General features: G+C 68.3%; 15 protein-coding genes and 3 tRNA genes. 10 read left to right on the top strand and 8 right to left on the bottom strand.

Annotated features, from left to right (window positions below; all coding sequences use genetic code 11):
• Positions 1-118: 118 nt before the first annotated feature.
• The 5 genes from BLT25_RS03270 to BLT25_RS03250 all read left to right on the top strand — a co-directional run bounded on the left by BLT25_RS03270 (position 119) and on the right by BLT25_RS03250 (position 1,899).
• Positions 119-191, top strand: a tRNA-Gly gene (locus tag BLT25_RS03270).
• A 35-nt stretch (positions 192-226) separates the two neighbouring features.
• Positions 227-297: transfer RNA gene (locus BLT25_RS03265), tRNA-Cys, on the top strand.
• A gap of 33 nt (positions 298-330) precedes the next feature.
• A tRNA-Val gene (locus BLT25_RS03260) sits at positions 331-405 on the top strand.
• A gap of 327 nt (positions 406-732) precedes the next feature.
• Complete coding sequence (locus BLT25_RS03255; protein WP_091041822.1) at positions 733-1,101, top strand: hypothetical protein; 369 nt, start codon at positions 733-735, stop codon at positions 1,099-1,101.
• 549 nt (positions 1,102-1,650) lie between these two features.
• Positions 1,651-1,899, top strand: a complete 249-nt coding sequence (locus BLT25_RS03250) for a DUF433 domain-containing protein (RefSeq protein ID WP_091041820.1) — start codon at positions 1,651-1,653, stop codon at positions 1,897-1,899.
• 278 nt (positions 1,900-2,177) lie between these two features.
• On the opposite strand, the gene BLT25_RS03245 is transcribed toward BLT25_RS03250, so the two are convergent.
• The 5 genes from BLT25_RS03245 to BLT25_RS03220 form a co-directional block, all read right to left on the bottom strand.
• Positions 2,178-2,729 carry a flavoprotein gene (locus tag BLT25_RS03245; RefSeq protein WP_091041817.1) on the bottom strand — a complete coding sequence of 184 codons (552 nt, stop codon included), beginning with the start codon at positions 2,727-2,729 and terminating at the stop codon, positions 2,178-2,180.
• A 575-nt stretch (positions 2,730-3,304) separates the two neighbouring features.
• A complete protein-coding gene (locus BLT25_RS03235) occupies positions 3,305-3,787 on the bottom strand; it encodes a (2Fe-2S)-binding protein (protein ID WP_091041813.1) in 483 nt (160 codons plus the stop codon).
• A 13-nt stretch (positions 3,788-3,800) separates the two neighbouring features.
• Positions 3,801-6,206: a molybdopterin cofactor-binding domain-containing protein gene (locus BLT25_RS03230; RefSeq protein WP_256328424.1), complete on the bottom strand. Its 2,406-nt coding sequence runs from the start codon at positions 6,204-6,206 to the stop codon at positions 3,801-3,803.
• Positions 6,207-6,323: 117 nt separating this feature from the next.
• Complete coding sequence (locus BLT25_RS03225) at positions 6,324-7,259, bottom strand: AraC-like ligand-binding domain-containing protein (protein ID WP_091041810.1); 936 nt, start codon at positions 7,257-7,259, stop codon at positions 6,324-6,326.
• A gap of 51 nt (positions 7,260-7,310) precedes the next feature.
• Entirely contained in the window at positions 7,311-8,195 is an 885-nt protein-coding gene (locus BLT25_RS03220; protein ID WP_091041807.1) for a helix-turn-helix transcriptional regulator, read from the bottom strand.
• Positions 8,196-8,330: 135 nt separating this feature from the next.
• On the opposite strand from BLT25_RS03220, the gene BLT25_RS03215 reads away from it, so the two are divergent.
• The 3 genes from BLT25_RS03215 (at position 8,331) to BLT25_RS03205 (ending at position 12,117) form a co-directional block, all read left to right on the top strand.
• On the top strand, positions 8,331-9,647 hold the full coding sequence (locus BLT25_RS03215) for an MFS transporter (RefSeq protein ID WP_091041804.1): 1,317 nt from the start codon (positions 8,331-8,333) through the stop codon (positions 9,645-9,647).
• Positions 9,648-9,712: 65 nt separating this feature from the next.
• Positions 9,713-11,341, top strand: a complete 1,629-nt coding sequence (locus BLT25_RS03210; protein WP_091041802.1) for an AMP-binding protein — start codon at positions 9,713-9,715, stop codon at positions 11,339-11,341.
• Complete coding sequence (locus BLT25_RS03205; protein WP_256328423.1) at positions 11,338-12,117, top strand: thioesterase family protein; 780 nt, start codon at positions 11,338-11,340, stop codon at positions 12,115-12,117. The genes BLT25_RS03210 and BLT25_RS03205 overlap by 4 nt, the downstream gene beginning before the upstream one ends.
• A 4-nt stretch (positions 12,118-12,121) precedes the next feature.
• Here BLT25_RS03205 and BLT25_RS03200 read toward each other — a convergent pair whose 3' ends face one another.
• On the bottom strand, positions 12,122-13,564 hold the full coding sequence (locus tag BLT25_RS03200) for an MFS transporter (protein ID WP_091041797.1): 1,443 nt from the start codon (positions 13,562-13,564) through the stop codon (positions 12,122-12,124).
• 99 nt (positions 13,565-13,663) lie between these two features.
• Between BLT25_RS03200 and BLT25_RS03195 the strand changes: the two genes are divergently transcribed.
• Complete coding sequence (locus tag BLT25_RS03195) at positions 13,664-14,224, top strand: TetR/AcrR family transcriptional regulator (protein ID WP_091041795.1); 561 nt, start codon at positions 13,664-13,666, stop codon at positions 14,222-14,224.
• Here BLT25_RS03195 and BLT25_RS03190 read toward each other — a convergent pair.
• Positions 14,215-15,933, bottom strand: a complete 1,719-nt coding sequence (locus tag BLT25_RS03190; RefSeq protein WP_091041792.1) for an AMP-binding protein — start codon at positions 15,931-15,933, stop codon at positions 14,215-14,217. The genes BLT25_RS03195 and BLT25_RS03190 overlap by 10 nt on opposite strands.
• Before the next feature lie 218 nt (positions 15,934-16,151).
• On the opposite strand from BLT25_RS03190, the gene BLT25_RS03185 reads away from it, so the two are divergent.
• Positions 16,152-16,670 (top strand): potassium channel family protein, encoded by a 519-nt coding sequence (locus BLT25_RS03185; RefSeq protein ID WP_091041790.1) that lies wholly within the window; start codon positions 16,152-16,154, stop codon positions 16,668-16,670.
• Here the strand turns inward: BLT25_RS03185 and BLT25_RS03180 are convergent.
• Positions 16,667-17,146, bottom strand: a complete 480-nt coding sequence (locus tag BLT25_RS03180; RefSeq protein ID WP_091041787.1) for an OsmC family protein — start codon at positions 17,144-17,146, stop codon at positions 16,667-16,669. The genes BLT25_RS03185 and BLT25_RS03180 overlap by 4 nt on opposite strands.
• Positions 17,147-17,169 lie beyond the last annotated feature (23 nt).

Here is a 17,169-nt window from a genome sequence, read left to right as displayed (position 1 = left end):
CGGCCTCCGAGACGACGAGCGAATGACACGGAGGTGACCCCCGATTTGTCCCCCGACAGCGGCTCCGTTAATGTTCTTCTCGTCGCCAAGGGCACGGGAAACCGGGCCGGAAGCACAAGCGGACGTAGCTCAGTTGGTAGAGCGCAACCTTGCCAAGGTTGAGGTCGCGAGTTCGAGCCTCGTCGTCCGCTCGGAGTAGGTCTCCACCGGAGGCATTGCCTCCAGCGGTGGGTTGGCCGAGAGGCGAGGCAACGGACTGCAAATCCGTGTACACGGGTTCAAATCCCGTACCCACCTCGAAGCACCACCCTGATATAACTGAATAACCACGGACGATTGGCGCAGCGGTAGCGCGCTTCCTTGACACGGAAGAGGTCACTGGTTCAAACCCAGTATCGTCCACCACAGAAACCGGCCCCTGAACTGCGGAAACGCAAATCGGGGCCGGTTCAATTTCACCGTATCGAATGGGTTTCCTGACGAAGCGCCTGACTCATGGCTTCGGGACGATCTTCCTTGTGGGGCTTGCCGAATGCGGCGTCCACGGTCTGAGCGCCGATCTCCATCACCGGGCGGTCTGGGCCAGCACCGACCCGGTCGCACGACGTACCACATGTAGGTGACACGCAGATCGACAACTGCCGGGGGTCGCTTACATCCGGGAATCTCGGGGCGTAGCAGAAGCAACGAACCGACAAGGCATCTGGTCGGCCGGACGACGGGACGCGACGAATGAGTTTGGACCTGATGGTCTTCGCCAATGACGGACCTGCTTCGATTACTGACGCCGAGCGCCTCCTCGATCTCGAGGCGGATGGAGAGGAGTGGCATGAGCCACCGGAGGACGAGGTCGATCCCCGCGTACGAGCCTTCCTCCACGACATCTTCGCCAGCTATCCCCCGCTCGAATCGCTCAATGACGACGAGCTGGGGAGCAGCATCTGGAGCGTCACGCCTGGCCCTGACACGCGCTTGTCGACGTACCTCTGCATGAGCTTCGCGAGTCCGCCCGGGGTCGTCAACCTGATCGCCCGGCTCGCCCGGCGACATGGGTTGGTGCTGTATGACCCGCAGACTAAAGAGATTCACAAACCGCACTGACAGATCCGCGCGATCGCTGCGAGGTGGCGGATGGTGTCATCACTGAATCAGGCGGTAGATCGACGCCGAGGGTCGCCCGTGTGCGGCAGGCGAGATGAGGAGCCGTACGCGGGCTGACGCTCTCTCGAACGGGGGCAATCGCGTCGCGTCATGGATGCGCGTACGGCGCATCCCCTGACTGCCGAGCCCATGTGTCGTACTCGTCGCACACCGACAGATACCGTCGGTGGTCTGGTCGATGGCCGGCAAGCACCGTACCTGGAAGACCGGCTCGATCCTGGGCATGTCGTCATGCTCGACCCGGAGTCGACGAGGTCTGTGTCGCCTGACGCACCGGCGGCAACGGCCTACGGCTCAAAGTTCTTGGGCGACTCGCCTGGAAGTTCGGACAACCCCCATGGGTATCGTGCATGATGGTGCTTGCCCCGCTGGTGACCCGAGACTCCAGCGGGGTTCTTACGTTTTCCGTTGCACACATGGCATCCTCTGCGTCCCGAACAAGCGAGTCAGACAGCCAGCGGATATGTCTAGGAGGCTTAGTCTCGAGGCATGACGCAGACAGTTCCGGGATACGACCGGCTAACCGTTGAGTCCGAAAAACTCGGTGGTCGGCCGTGTATCCGCGGCTACCGGTTCAGCGTCAATCAGCTGCTGGAACTATTCGCGGCCGGGATGACCTTTGAGGAGATCCACGAGGACTTTCCGTTCCTCGAGCCCGAGGACGCCCAGCAAGGGTTCGCATACGCAGGCGCTCTGGCGCAGCGTGACTTCTACCTTCCGCTGCCGGAATCTGCGTGAGACTGCTGCTGGACCAGAACCTGCCTTACTCCGTGACCGCGGCGCTCGCCGACGAATGCGATGTCGTCGTCCACACCGAGGATGTCGCAGATCGGTGAGGCCATCGAGGGCGGTGGGCGACGCTGTCTTCTCGATCGCGCCCGCCCGGTCCGCGTCCAGCGGCTGCCGCTCGGCGTCACGCCGACTGTCGAGAAGTAGGAAAGCCTCCACCGCGGGCTAACCGCAGGCCGCCTTTGTGGATAACTCGGCTCGAAGCCACCTGTGGACTCGACCCGGCCCTAACTCCGCGCTACCGCCTGCTGAGTGGCATCGAGGATCGCCTTCCACGGCAGGTTCTGGTCCGGTGGCAGCTCGCGGGGTGGGTAGAGGGGCCAGAGGTCGGGGCCTTCGATGAGTTCGACGCCGGCACTGCGTAGGGCTGCCATGTGGGAGGGCCAGGCGGGGTGCTCGGCGTGGGCGGCGTTGATGAGCGGGAAGAGGACGACTGGGACCGTCGCGAGGCTCTCGGTCACTACCGTGAGGGCCTGGTTGTCGGCTAGGCCCAGGGCGATCTTGGCGGTGGAGTTGAAGGTCGCGGGGGCCACGACGATCACGTCGAGCTGCGCCGGGTGGGTTCGCGGCTCCCACGGGAGACGGCTCGGTCCCCGCACGGGGAAGCGGGTGATGGCCTCGATCCGGTCGGCCTCACCGTTCGCCCTGAGCCAGGTGAACGCTGTCGGCGTCAGGGTCACCGGGACCTGATGGCCGGCATCCACCAACGGGGTGACCAGCTCGTCGCAGAGTTGCTCCACACCGCCTGCGGCGCAGGCGATGACTCCGACGATGGCCACCCCGCGAGCGTACGTGACGTGGACTGTGACAGAGGGTCCGACCTTGTGAAGTGATCACAAGGTCGGACCCTCTGTCACAGCGAGGTCACGCCGTTACGGCCTCCATCCGTCCTCGACCCAACCCTGCCGAACTTGGGTGCTGCCACTGCACTTGCAGTCGTCGGAGCTGGGCCAGATCTGCACGACATCGACATCGCCGGCCCAGGTGCCTCCGCGCGTCGGATGCGCATAGGAACCCAGGTTCACGTAGGTGTCAGCAGGAATGCAGAGATGGCGATCCGGGCTCACGCCGGTGTCCAGAAGCCAGACAGAGTCGTCGTTCTTGGTATTGATGACGGAGTCCGCCACGTTCCGATCGCCCTCGGGAAGGATCAGGTACCCCGGGGTCCGGTCCTGCCAGATCTTGGTGCCGCCGTTGTAGGAGCCGTTCTTGAGACAGACGTTGGGACCTCCTTCTCCGAGGTGGTGGAGCCTGAGAAGGTAGTGAGGTCGTCCACACGATGCTGCCCGTACAAGCCCGTACCGTTTCCGTAGACAAGCATTCCGGCCGCCCATCCATCGGCTGGCGTGGAGGATCAGCCCATCTTCCCGGCGCCGGCCTTGATCGCCTCCCGGATCCGTACGTAGGTGCCGCAGCGGCAGATGTTGCGGATCTCGTCGATGTCGGCGTCGGTGACCGAACGGCCTTCGGCGTGCGCCTTGTTGACGGTCGCGACCGCGGCCATGATCTGGCCGGGCTGGCAGTAGCCGCACTGGGCCACGTCGGCATCGAGCCATGCCTCCTGCATAGGGTGCAGGCCGTCGCCCGGAGCCGTGTCGGCGAGGCCCTCGATCGTGGTGATCTCGTCGTCCTCATCGAGGGCACTGATCGGGGTGGCGCAGGGGTTGAACGCCTTTCCGTTGATGTGGGACGTACAGGCCTTGCAGACGTTGATGCCGCAGCCGTACTTGGGGCCGCGAACGCCGAGGACGTCGCGCAGCACCCACAGCAGGCGCTCGCTGTCCTGGACGTCGACCGTGACCTTGTCCCCGTTGAGCTTGAAGGTGTACTCGGGCATGTTCTTCCTCTACTCAGTAGGTGTGGCTGAGGCCGTCGGTCGGAGACGCGGGCACGGGCGGGACGAACGACTTCACCTCGAAGCCGATGGGGTCGTGGTGGTTGATCGGGAACGAGGTCGGCGTGGTGCCCGTCGCCCGGGCGTAGGCACATGCCACCGCCGCGAACGAGGCGGCGACGCCGGCCTCCCCCGCGCCGCCGGGGATGTCGGTGACCGGGTCCATCACGAAGACGCGTACGTCGGGAGGGGTGTTCCACTGGCGGGTGTAGAAGTAGTTGTCCCAGCTGGCCTCGAGGTAGCGGCCGTCCTCCAGGTGGGTGCTCGCCGTCAGGGCGAGCGCGATGCCGTCCATGATCCCGCCCTGCATCTGAGCCTCGACGCCCTTGGGGTTGATCACCTCTCCGCAGTCGATCGCGAAGGTCACCTTGGTGACCCGGGGACCGGTGACGCCGTTGTAGACCTTGCGGTTGACGGTCTCGGGACGGCAGTCGATCTCGACGAGGCAGGCGGAGTAGCCCTTGTACTCCTGGTGGACCGCGATCCCCTGGGCCGTGCCGGCCGGTATCGACCTGCCCCAGCTGCCGGCGGCCGCCACCTGCTTGATGACGCGTCGCAGGCGGTCCTCCTTGGCGTACTTCAGCCGGAACTCGACCGGGCTCAGCCGCATCTTCTTGGCGACCTTGTCGATCGTGAGCTCCAGCGCTGTGCGTACGTCGGGCGAGTAGACGTTGCGCACCGCGCCGGAGTTGATAGCGCGGCTGGTCGTCTCCATGAGGCCCTGGGTGGTGACCCCGAAGTCGTACGGCACTTGCTGGGAGGTCACGAAGATGGTCTCCGACACACCCAGGTTGCTCACCCCGGCCGGCAGCGAGATGGCCGACGAGGTCAGGATCTCGCCGAAGCCGTGGCGGTAGTCGGTGGCCGTGCAGGTGTGCTGCTGCTCGACGGCGAGGATGTTGTCCCCCGCCCAGACCGTACGCACTCGGGAGGTCGCCATCGGATGGTTGCGGCCCTGGCGGGGCTCGTCGGCGCGGTGCCACATCAGCCGGACCGGCGCCTGGCACTTCTGTGAGATCAGGGCGGCTTCCTTTGCCGCGTCCCAGAAGAGCTTGCGGCCGAACGAGCCGCCGGACTCCACGACGTTGAAGGTCACGGCGGTCGGGGGCAGACCGAGGTCGAGCGCGATGCTCTCGACAGCCACGATCGGCGTCTTCGAACCCGCCCAGATCGTCGCCTTGTCGGCGCGGACATCCGCGACGGCGCAGTTGGTCTCCAACGGCGAGCCGCTGCGGGTGTAGAAGACGAAGTCGGTGTCGAGCGTCTTCACGTCCGCCGCGCCGAGTCCACCGGTCAGTCCGCCCACCGCGTCGGTCACCGTGCCGAGGAGCTCGTCGACGTCAGGCACCAGCATCGGGCGTTCGATCCCGCGGAGCTCCTCGAGGACATCGGCGTCGGACCTGCCGCTCACCGAGCCGGGGTTCCACTCGACATCGAGGGCACGCACGGCGTTGATGCACTGCCCGAACGTGCCGGCGCGAACGGCGACCCCGGTCGGGATGGTGACGACATGCGTCACGCCCGGCATCGCCTCGACGTCCTTCTGATTGCGGACGGACTTCACCGTGCCGTTGTGCTCGGGGGCGCGGCAGACCATCGCGGGCAGCGCGTCAGGGACGTCGATGTCCATCGCGAACTGCTTCGCCCCGGTGACCGCGTCCAAGGCGTCCTTGCGGCGCCGCGGAGTGCCGATGACGGCGAAGTCGGACTTCGGCTTGAGGTCGACGTCGACGACCTTCGTCACCAGGGCGGCCGCGGACGTCGCGAGCTCGCCGTAGGAGATGGAGGCACCGCCGGGAGCGGTGATCGCCCCCTCGTAGACGGAGAGGGTGTCGTGCGGCTGCGCGAGCGCGATCGCCGCGGCGTCGAGCAGCGCGCCACGAGCGATGGCGGCGGCCACACGTACGGGCGTGTACATGGCGTGGATCGTGTTGGAGCCGCCGGTCATCTGGTTCCAGATCAGCTCGGGGCGTGCCTTCGACAGGGTCACGTTCACCTTGCTGAGGGGCAGGTCGAGCTCCTCGGCGATCAGCATCGCGATCGAGGTGGTGATGCCCTGCCCGACCTCCGCGCGAGGCAGTTCGAACGACGCGGTGCCGTCCTTGTCGACGACGACCTGGATCAGGTTCGCGGTCGGGCGTGCGGCATCGGTCAGCAGGTCGTTGAGGTCGTAGAGGTCGGCCGGCTGCGGCACCCCCGGGACGACTGCCGCGGCCGGGGTGCCGAGGCCGATCCCGAGCTGGGCCGCGCCGGTGACGGTGGCGGCGGCCAAGAGGTAGCCGACGAAGCGACGGCGGCCGACCTCGTGCTCGGCCAGGCCCGATACCGATAGGCCTGATGACGTCTCGGGATGTGTTGACAAGGCGGTTACCTCCGTTGGTCCGGTCGGGTCCAGGTCACGCTATGTGCGGGCCGTCACACCTGTGTCGCCATGGAACGCCAACTTCGTTGACTTTCCGCGCCAGCTCGGGCGATCAGCTCACACCGAGGTCAGAGTGTCTTTTCGCAGCGCACCCGGGGTGACCCCGAAGCGCGATCTGAAGGTGCGGGCGAAGTGCGAGGGGTCCGGAAATCCCCAGCGGCCGGCGATCGACGCGGTGGAGTGGGCGGCATGGGCCGAGTCGAGAAGCGCGTCTCGGATCGCCAACAGCCGGAACTCGCGCAGGTGTGCCATCGCGGAGAGTGGCTGGCTCTCGAAGAGCCGGTGCAGGCTTCGCGGCGAGAGCCCGTGGGCGGCCGCCACGGCATCGTGGCCGAGGTCCGGGTCGCAGGCATGGGCCTCGATGTGGGCGATGATCCGGGCCCGGAGCGCCTCCCCCGGGTCGACCAGGTCGTCACCGCCGACCATGCTCGAGAGCAGCTGGATGGCGGCCTCGCCCAGATGCGTCGCTCCCCCGGCCTGCGGTGCCTGGCGGACAGCGCTCCCCAGCAGATGCCCGAGTACGCCGGTCCGACCGTCGAACGCCGTCCAGCCGTGCGACATGGACCGCTCGATCACGGCCTCCGAGACGGCCAGCGCACGGCGTGGGAGCGTCATCGCGAGGCACTCCCACGTCTCCTCGAAGCGCAGCTCGTAGGGGCGGCTGGTGTCGTAGATCGCGATGTCCCCGGGCCTCAGGACGATCTCGGTGCCGCCCAGCCGGACGACGGACCGTCCATGGCGCTGGACGCAGACCTTGAACGGCTCGCCGGGTACGTCAGCGAGGGAGCGGCGGGTGCGGCGTACGACCTGCGGCGTGCCGCCGACGCGGAACGCGTCGACCCGGCCCAGGCTCGCGTGCTCGATCGCCCCGGCCAACGGGCCGGGCTTCACGTGCTGTCCGGGCGGCAGGCGCTCGGCCTGCAACCCCGCGAAGGCGTCCGCCAGCGCGGTCCGCCATCTCTCTGACACTCCGCCCGAGTCCGCATGCGTCATGCCGAGATACTGCGCACGCTGCTTGTCGTGCGGTACCCCCGTACGAGGGCGTCAGTCGATCAGGCCGGCCTCGCGCGCCATCCTGACTGCGTGGACGCGGTTGTTGGCGTTGAGCTTGCGGGTGGCGCTCTTGAGGTAGGACTTGACCGTGCTCTCCACGATCCCCAGGGCCTCGGCGGCCTCCCGGTTGCTGTTCCCGAGAGCGACCTGGCGCAGGACGTCGACCTCGCGCGCGGCCAGGCGTACGGCCGGAGCGAGCTGAGCCGGCTTCTCCCCCGGTGTGGCGCTGAGCCGCCGGACCATGGCCTCGAGCCGGCCGCGGACCTCGGGGTCGATCACCTGGCCGGCCAGGTCGGTGAGCTCGGCCGCCATTTCGCGGCGTTCGGCGAGATCACGCTTCGCCGCGGCGTCAACCGTGCTCCGAGCCGACGTCGGCGCGGGCGCAAGCCGGGAGAGCCGGTTACGGACCTCGTCGTCGATCAGGATCTCGCGCTCGAGGGTGCGGATCAGCGGGCGCAGCGAGTCGAACCAGACGCCGCCGAGGCCCAGCCGCGAGCGGGAGGCGAGATAGATGAGCATCCGCGGGGCCCGGTCGACCAGGATCGGCAGGGCGGCGACGGTCTGGATCTGCTCCTGGGCGACCGCGGTGTCGTAGAGGTGGGTGATGCCTCGAGCGGTGTAGTAGTGGTCGACGGAGCCGGGCTGGCGGGTCTGCAGGGTCTTCCCGCCCAGGCCCTCCCCGTTGACGACCCGCAGACCGCGCAGCGAGACGCCCTTGGCGCCGCAGGTCGCGGTGATGTCGATGGCCGTGCCGTCACCGCGCACCGGACCGCCGAAGGCCAGATCCAGCCCCGACGCCGACCGGAAGGAGGCCAGCGTCTGGGCGATCCGGGACCCGTCGTAAGGCGCCTCTGGGGCGATCGCGGTGGTGCTCATGGCGTTGAGCGTAAGTGACGACCATCACAGGCAACAAGAGGCGTACCCCCTCTTTCGAGGGCACTCGTCCGGGGGTATCGGGCAGGTGAGGACAGTCCCACACTCGGTTCACCAATCCGAGTAGGAGGCACGATCATGGCCCAAATCGCGGCTAACCGAGCCGAGGTCGACGGGCGCACCATGCGCCGCGTCGCGACGGCGTCACTGACCGGCACCACCATCGAGTTCTACGACTTCCTCATCTACGGGCTAGCAGCGGCCCTGGTGTTCAACGCCATCTTCTTCCCGTCCATGGGTGGTCCGGAGGGCACCCTGGCCTCGATCGCGACCTTCGGCGTCGCGTTCGTCTTCCGACCACTCGGCGCGATCCTCTTCGGCCACTACGGCGACCGGATCGGCCGCAAGGCCACGCTGATCACCACGTTGCTGATCATGGGCACCTCGACGTTCGCGATCGGGCTCATCCCGAGCGTGGAGTCGATCGGCAAGAGCGCCGTGGTGATCCTGGTGCTCCTGCGAGCGCTGCAGGGCATCGCGCTCGGCGGTGAATGGGCCGGCGCGGCCCTCCTCACCACGGAGTACGCCGCGCACGGCCAGCGCGGGCGCTACAGCATGTTCCCCCAGCTCGGTCCCAGCCTGGGCCTGATCATCGCCGCCGGCGCCATGCTCACCACGTTCCGGCTGATGGAGCCCGACGCGTTCGCGGCCTGGGGCTGGCGGATCCCGTTCCTGGCGAGCGCCGTCCTGGTCGGCGTCGGTCTCTGGGTCCGGCTGAACATCGCCGAGACCCCGTCCTTCAAGAAGCTCCAGTCGGCGGGCAGCCGCAGCACGCTGCCGTTCCTCGGGTGCATCCGCGACCAGTGGCGCCAGGTGCTGCTCGGCGGCGGCATCATGGCGATCGTCTTCGGCGCCTTCTACACCGGCGCGAGCTTCATGGTCGCCTACGCGGTCGGCACCCTCGGCCTGAGCATGACCCAGGCCCTGCTCGGCGTGATCGTCGCCGCATTCGCCATGAGCGTCACGGTCATCGCCTCCGCGTGGCTCTCCGACGTGCTCGGCCGCCGCACGGTGCTGCTCATGGGAGCCGCCTTCGGCATCGTGGCCGGTCCACTGGCCTTCGGGGTGATGGAGCCGGGCAGCTTCGCGAGCTTCGCCCTGGGCAACAGCCTGCTGCTGTGCGTGCTCGGCCTCAACTACGGTCCGATCGCGGCGTTCCTGCCCGAGATGTTCCAGGCGAAGTACCGCTACACCGGCGCCGGGCTCGGCTACAACATCGCGGGCATCCTCGGCGGCGCGGTCCCGCTCGTCATCGCCGAGGACCTGCTGGCCCGGTGGGGCACCGACGGCATCGCGTACTTCCTCACCGCCCTGGCCCTGCTGAGCGTCGTCTGCCTGCTGGTCGCCAAGGAGACCAGCCGCGTGGAGCTCGACGCGGAGCCTGCGATCGCCTGATCCGGCACCCGCTCACCCTCCTTCGGGGGTGTGGCTGCCACCACGGTCTCGGTCATGCTCGCGGCATGACCGAGACCTCATCCATCACCGCATCGTCGGCCCGTGGCGACATCGACGTACCGCTGCTCGAGGAGACGATCGGCGCCAACTTCGAGCGCACCGTCGCCCGTCATGGAGACCGTGAGGCGCTCGTCGAGATCGCCACCGGCCGGCGCTGGAACTACGCCGAGCTGGACGCCGACGTGGACGCCCTCGCGGTCGGCCTCCGCAAGGCCGGCATCGGCAAGGGCGACCGCGTCGGCATCTGGGCTCCGAACTGCGCCGAGTGGACGATGGTCCAGTTCGCCACGGCCAAGATCGGCGCGATCCTGGTCAACATCAACCCCGCCTACCGCACCCACGAGCTCGCCTACGCGCTCAACCAGTCCGGGGTGCGACTGCTGATCAGCGCCAAGGCGTTCAAGACCAGCGACTACGTCTCGCTCGTCGGCGAGGTCGAGGGCGACTGCGGCGCTCTCGAGCAGACGATCTTCCTGGGTACGCCGCAGTGGGACGCGTTGCTCACCGCGGGCCGTGGCGAGCAGTTGGCCGACCACGTCGACTACGCGCTGGACCCGGACGACGCGATCAACATCCAGTACACCTCCGGGACCACGGGGTTCCCGAAGGGCGCGACCCTGTCGCACCGCAACATCTTGAACAACGGCTTCTTCGTCACCGAGACGATCCACTTCACCGAGCAGGACCGGCTGTGCATCCCGGTGCCCTTCTACCACTGCTTCGGCATGGTGATGGCCAACCTCGGCTGCACCACCCACGGTGCGACCATGGTCATCCCGGGTCCCGGCTTCGACCCTGCGACCACGCTGCGGACGGTCCAGGACGAGAGGTGCACGGCGCTGTACGGGGTGCCGACGATGTTCATCGCGATGCAGGACGATCCGGGCTTCGCCTCCTACGACCTCTCCACGCTGCGTACCGGGATCATGGCCGGCGCACTGTGCCCGATCGAGGTCATGAAGCGGTGCGTCAGCGAGATGCACATGAGCGAGGTCGCGATCGCGTACGGGATGACCGAGACCTCGCCGGTCTCCTGCCAGACCCGCACCGACGACGACCTCGAGCGTCGCACCGAGACGATCGGCCGGGCCGCACCGCACGTCGAGATCAAGGTCGTCGACCCGGCCACCGGCGAGGTCGTCCCTCGCGGCACCGCGGGCGAGTTCTGCACCCGCGGCTACTCGGTCATGCTCGGCTACTGGGACGATGAGAAGAAGACCGCCGACGCGATCGACGCCGACGGCTGGATGCACACCGGCGACCTGGCCGTGATGCGCGAGGACGGCTACTGCGTGGTCGTGGGAAGGATCAAGGACATGGTCATCCGTGGCGGCGAGAACATCTACCCGCGCGAGATCGAGGAGTTCCTCTTCACCCACCCCGACATCGCCGAGGCCCAGGTCGTGGGCGTCCCGGACGAGAGGTACGGCGAGGAGCTCTGCGCCTGGATCCGGATGCGTCCCGGCGCCGAGCCCCTGGACGCCGAGGCCGTCCGCGCCTTCGCCAACGGCAAGCTCGCCCACTACAAGGCACCGCGCTACGTGCTGCTCGTCGAGGAGTTCCCGATGACCGTGACCGGCAAGGTTCGCAAGATCGACATGCGCGAGCAGAGCGTCGCTCTGCTCGGCCTGTGAGCCGCCGGATGGCCTACTGGCACCGAACCGGCCCGCACACCTTCACCCCGACCGAGCACGTCGGCGGGGCGTGGGATCCGGAGACGCAGCACATCTCCACCCTGCTCGGCGTGCTCGCGCACGAGGTCGAACGGGACCGAGACGCCCGCCGTGACGACGGGCTCCGGATCACCCGGATCGGCTACGACATCCTCGGCACGGTCCCGCTGGAGCCGGTCGACATCGAGGTCACCGTGCTCCGCGGCGGACGCACGATCGAGCTCGTCGAGGCCCGCGCCTGCCATGGCGGCCGACCGGTCGTGCTCCTCCGTGCCTGGCTCACCGCCGGCTACCCGACCGCGGAGCTCGAAGGGACCCACCACCTGCCGATGCCCACGCCGGAGGAGGTGCCCGCCTGGGACATGACCACGCTGTGGGGCGGTGGCTTCATCGCCTCGGTCGAGGTGCGCCGCCACGACCTCGGCCCCGGGCGGGCGCAGTCCTGGGTGCGTACGGCTCACCCCCTCGTCGCCGACGAGGAGGTGAGCCGGCTCGCACAGGTCGCCGGGCTGCTCGACATCACCAACGGAGTGGCCGTCCGGGTCGACCCGAAGGTCGTCAGCTTCCCCAACGTCGACCTGACCGCGCACCTGTTCCGCGCTCCCGCTCCCGGCTGGTTGGGCCTCGACACGACCGTCTCCTTCGGGCCGGCCGGCGCCGGCGTGACAACGTCCGTCCTCCATGACGAGCAGGGCGCCTTCGGCGTCAGTACGCAGTGCCTGACCGTACGTCCGTGACGGCTCAGCCGGCGGCGGCCACCGTGACCGGCGTGATCGACCTGCTCGCGCGGCGACGGTGGGCGACCAGGATGACCAGAGCGACGATCACTGCGAGGGCGTAGAAGCCGGTCGCGACGTCGAAGACGGTCGAGTAGCCATGGGCCTGGGTGATCGTGTCCGGGGCGGGGTCGTGGTGCACCGCGCTGCCGTAGACGACGGTGAGGAGCGCGAGCCCGATCGAACCGCCGATCTGGTGGGCGGTGTTGACCAGCCCGGACGCGGCGCCGGCGTCACCCGGGTCGACCTCGGCCATCCCGAGGTCGGTGAGCAGGATGATCGCGATGCCCTGGCCGATGCCCAGCACGAGCAGCGGCGGCAGGATCCACGCCACGCTGGTCGTCGCATCGATCCGGCTGAGCCAGGCCATGCCGATCCCGGCAGTGACCAGGGAGACCAGCAGCAGCGCGGGCTTGCTGACCCGCGGTCCGGCCCAGCGCACGGCGTACACCATGGCGAAGAACATGCCGGTCATCGGGATGTAGGCGAGTCCGGTGGCGAGCGGGCTGAGACCGCGTACGTTCTGGAGGTACTGCGAGAGGAAGTAGAACGTCGAGAACATCGCGCCGACGATCAGGATCCGCCCGACGTACGCCCCGGAGCGCTGCACGCTGAGGAAGAGCCGGATCGGCACGATCGGCTGGGTGGCCCGCAGCTCGATGAGCACGAACGCGACGAGCAGGGCCACTGACCCGGCCAGCGGGAGCAGGGTCCGAGCGCTGCCCCAGCCGATCTCGGCGGCCTCGACGAGTCCGTAGACCAGTGCCGACATGCCGACCGTGACACTGAGCGCGCCCAGGATGTCGACCTGGCCGGGCCGAGCCTCGGTCTCGGGCAGGTAGCGCGGTGAGAGAGCCAGGATCAGGATCCCGAGCGGGACGTTGATCAGGAGACCCCAACGCCAGGAGAGGTACTCGGTGAAGACGCCGCCGACGATGATCCCGACGCTTGCTCCGGCGCCGATCACCGCGCTGTAGATCGCGATGGCCCGGGTGCGCTCCTCGGGCTCGGGGAAGCTCGTGATCAGGAGCGCCAGCGTCGACGGGATCGCGAAGGCCGAGGCCAGACCCTGCAGCGTGCGCGCCGCGATGAGCAGACCGGCCGACGGCGCCAGCCCGGCCAGGAGCGAGGCCGCGGTGAACAGCGCCGTGCCGGCGATGAACACGCGGCGCCGGCCGAGCAGGTCGCCGGCGCGTGCGCCGAGCAGCAGGAGGCCCCCGAAGGCCAGGACGTAGGCGTTCTGGATCCACGACAGCGAGGAGTCGGTGAAGCCGAGCTCGGTCTTGATGTGGGTGAGCGCCGTGGTCACGATCGAGGCGTCGAGGGTCATCATCAGCTGGCAGCCGAGGATCACCATGAGGACCACCGCCCGGTGACGGGCACCGGCGCTCGGGGGTGTCGAAGACATGAGTGCACCATTCCTATGTAACTAACGAGTTGGTTATTTCAGTGAATCACTCTCCGCCGAAAAAGACAACTAACTAGTTACTTGCTTTAGGATGGGCGTATGGCCAGAGACTCCGAGGCGACCCGTGTCCGCATCCTCGACGCTGCCGAGGCCGAGTTCGCGGCGTACGGCATCGCCGGCTCGCGCGTCGACCGGATCGCGGAGACGGCGCTGGCGAACAAGGCGCTGATCTACAAGTACTTCGGCACGAAGGACGAGCTCTTCGACGCCGTGTTCGCCCACCGGGTGCTCGCGTTCGTCGACGAGGTCGAGTTCGACGCCACCGACCTGCCCGCCTATGCCGGGCGGTCCTTCGACCTGTACGAACGCTTCCCCACGACGCTTCGACTGACGACCTGGTACCAGCTCGAGCGCCCCGACGGGAAGCTCCCGGCGATCGTCGCCTCCAACGATGCGAAGCTGGCCAAGATCGAGGAGGCGCAGCGTGCCGGAAAGCTGACGACCGCCTACTCGCCGCTCGAGCTGCTCACCGAGGTTCGTGCGCTGGCGATGAGCTGGCACCTGCACACCCCCGAGCTGGCCCTGGTGCGCCGGCCGAGCCGCTCCCGATGCCGGGAGATCGTCGTCGAGAGCGTCCGGCGCCTGGTGGATCAGGACTGACGGGAGAAGAAGTCCTCGTAGCGGTGCTCCCCGGTCGGCCGCTGGTCGACGACCTCCTGCTCACGCACCCGGAGCTCGACGCGCCGGATCTTCCCCGAGATCGTCTTCGGCAGGTCGAAGAACTCCAGGCGACGCACGCGCAGGTAGGGCGGCAGGTGGTCGCGGGCGAACTCGAGGATGGCCCGGGCGGTCTCGGCGGTCGGCTCGTGGCCGGCGGTCAGGGAGACGTACGCCTTGGGGACGGCCAGTCGCACCGGGTCGGGTGCCGGCACGACCGCCGCCTCGGCCACCGCGGGGTGCTCGATCAGGACCGACTCCAGCTCGAAGGGTGAGACCTTGTAGTCGGAGGCCTTGAAGACGTCGTCGGTGCGACCGACGTAGGTGATGTAGCCGTCCTCGTCGCGGGCGGCGACGTCGCCGGTGTGGAAGAAGCCGTCGCGCATCGCGTCGGCGGTGCGCTTCTCGTCCTCGCGGTAGCCGGTCATCAGGGTCGCGGGCCGGTGGGCGAGGTCGGGGCCCAGATCGAGGCACAGCTCGCCCTCCCCTGGTCCCTCGACCACGGTGCCCTCGATCGGGTCGACCAGCACGACCGGGACGCCGGGGAGAGGGCGCCCCATCGAGCCGGGACGTACGGGCTGACCGGGGCTGTTGGCGATCGTCGCGGTCATCTCGGTCTGCCCGAAGCCGTCCCGGATGGTCAGGCCCCACGCCCGCTCGACCTGGCTGATCACCTCGGGGTTGAGCGGCTCGCCGGCACTGATCGCCTCGCGCAACGATCCACAGCCGCCGGAGAGGTCGGCCTGGATGAGCATCCGCCACACGGTCGGCGGAGCGCACATGCTGGTCACCTGCTCCTCCCGGATCCGCTGCAGCAGGGTGGCCGCCTCGAAGCGCGCGTAGTTGAGGACGAAGACGGTCGCTCCGGCGAGCCAGGGCGCGAAGAAGTTCGACCAGGCGTGCTTGGCCCAGCCGGGGCTGGAGATGTTCATGTGCACGTCGCCGGGGCGCAGGCCGAGCCAGTACATCGTCGAGAGGTGCCCGACCGGGTAGGTGTAGTGGGTGTGCTCGACCAGCTTCGGCCGGCTCGTGGTGCCACTGGTGAAGTAGAGGAGCAGCGCGTCGGTGGTGGCGTTGCCGGGGTGCTCGAGCGGCTCCTCGCTCTCCGCGGCAGCTGCGGCGTACCCGTTCCAGCCCTCTCGCTCCCCCACGCTGATCCGCACGTAGTCGCCGGGGACGCCGTCGAACTTGGCGGTGTCCTCAGAATTGCAGACCACGGCCTTCGCCCGGCCACGCTCGAGCCTGTCCACCAGCTCGGCCGTGCCGACCGCCGTCGTCGTCGGCATCAGGACCGCCCCGACCTTCATCGCCGCGAGCATCGTCTCCCACAGCTCGACCTGGTTGCCGAGCATGACGACCACGCTGTCGCCCGGGCCGACGCCGAGGCGCCGAAGGTAGCGGGCCACCGCGTCCGAACGACGCGCCAGCTCGTCGAAGGAGTACTCAGCCCGCGACCCGTCCGACTCGGAGATGACCAGCGCGGGGGCGTCGTTTCCCCGAGCCATCGGGTCGAACCAGTCGTGGGCGAAGTTGAAGCTCTCCCCGACGTCGGGCCAGCGGAAGGTGTCGAGCGCCTCGGCGTAGTCGAGGCGCTGGGCGATCAGCGCGTCCCGGGCGGCGAGGAGGGCGTCGGTCGAGGTCGATCCAGTCATGGCGGTCATCATCGCCGCGAGGCCGACCCCCGCCCTACCCCCGGAAGAGGGGGCCAGGTGCAGCGGAACCAGGCCGACTGGCTGCAGTGTCACCCGTGACGGGTGACGCGGCGGCCCCGTCCGTGCCCGCATCCTGAGGATTCAGTTCGTACGACGAATCGAGACTTCCATGGGAAAGCCGCCTACGAGGCGCCTACCTCTGGCCAGCGGAGAGCCCGGTGACGAGCAGTCGATCAGATGAGCGGAATCCGCTGTCCAAGGCCTGGTCGCGTCCGATCCTGACCTTCGGCGGCCTGCTGGTCGCTTACTACGCCTTCCCGTTGAAGTGGGCAACGGACTCGGTGGTGGCCGTCGGTGCGAGCTTGCTGGTGACGGTGGGGGCACTCTCACTCGTCGGGACCGTGATGATCAGGGAGCTCGGCTCCGTCCGCAGGGGCGGGCCGGGGCGCAGCACGCGCGTGCTGGCGATGTTGCTGATCCTGCTGGTGATGGCGGCGTCGCTGACCTTCTTCCTGCTCAACGAGATCCGTCCGGACGAGATCAGCGGCCTGGAGACGCGGACCGATGCTCTCTATTTCACCTTGAGCACCATGACGACGGTCGGGTACGGCGATGTCCACGCCGAGGGTCAGCTCGCGAGGGCGTTGGTGTGCGTGATGATCGTCTTCAACATCGTGGTGGTGGCCTCGCTCGTCCGCGCCCAGACCACTTCTCCGACCCGCCCACGCAGCGACTAGAGAGTCGGCCCACCGACGATCACGGTCGGCTCGACGTCGACCGGGAAGTTCACGCTGCTCGCGATGAAGCAGTCCAGGTGGGCCTGGTGGTGGGCGGACGTCGCGGCCTCGATCATCGACGCGTCGGCGACGGTGACGACCGGGTGCAGCACGGCGCGGGTGAACCGGCCGCCGGTCCCCTGCGTCTCCATGGTGGCGGTCGCGGCATCGTGGTAGTCGAGGACGACCACGCCCACCGTCACCGCCTGGTGCAGGTAGGAGAGCATGTGGCACTGCGCCAGCGAGGTCAGCAGCAGCTGCTCGGGGTTGTGCCGGCTCGCGTCGCCGCGGAAGGTCGGATCGGCGGAGCCGAGGATGTCGGGCAGGCCCTCGATGCGTACGACGTGGTCGCGGGCGTAGTCGCGGTAGCCGCTCGTCCCGGTGCCACGGTTGCCCGTCCACTCCACCGAGACCGTGTAGTCGTGGGTCAGTGCCATACCCGCACCCTAGGGCCTGTCGA

Source organism: Nocardioides sp. YR527 (assembly GCF_900101045.1).
Taxonomy (GTDB): domain Bacteria; phylum Actinomycetota; class Actinomycetes; order Propionibacteriales; family Nocardioidaceae; genus Nocardioides.
The sequence above is the reverse complement of the archived record's forward strand: the minus strand, read 5'-3'. Positions and strand labels throughout refer to the sequence as shown.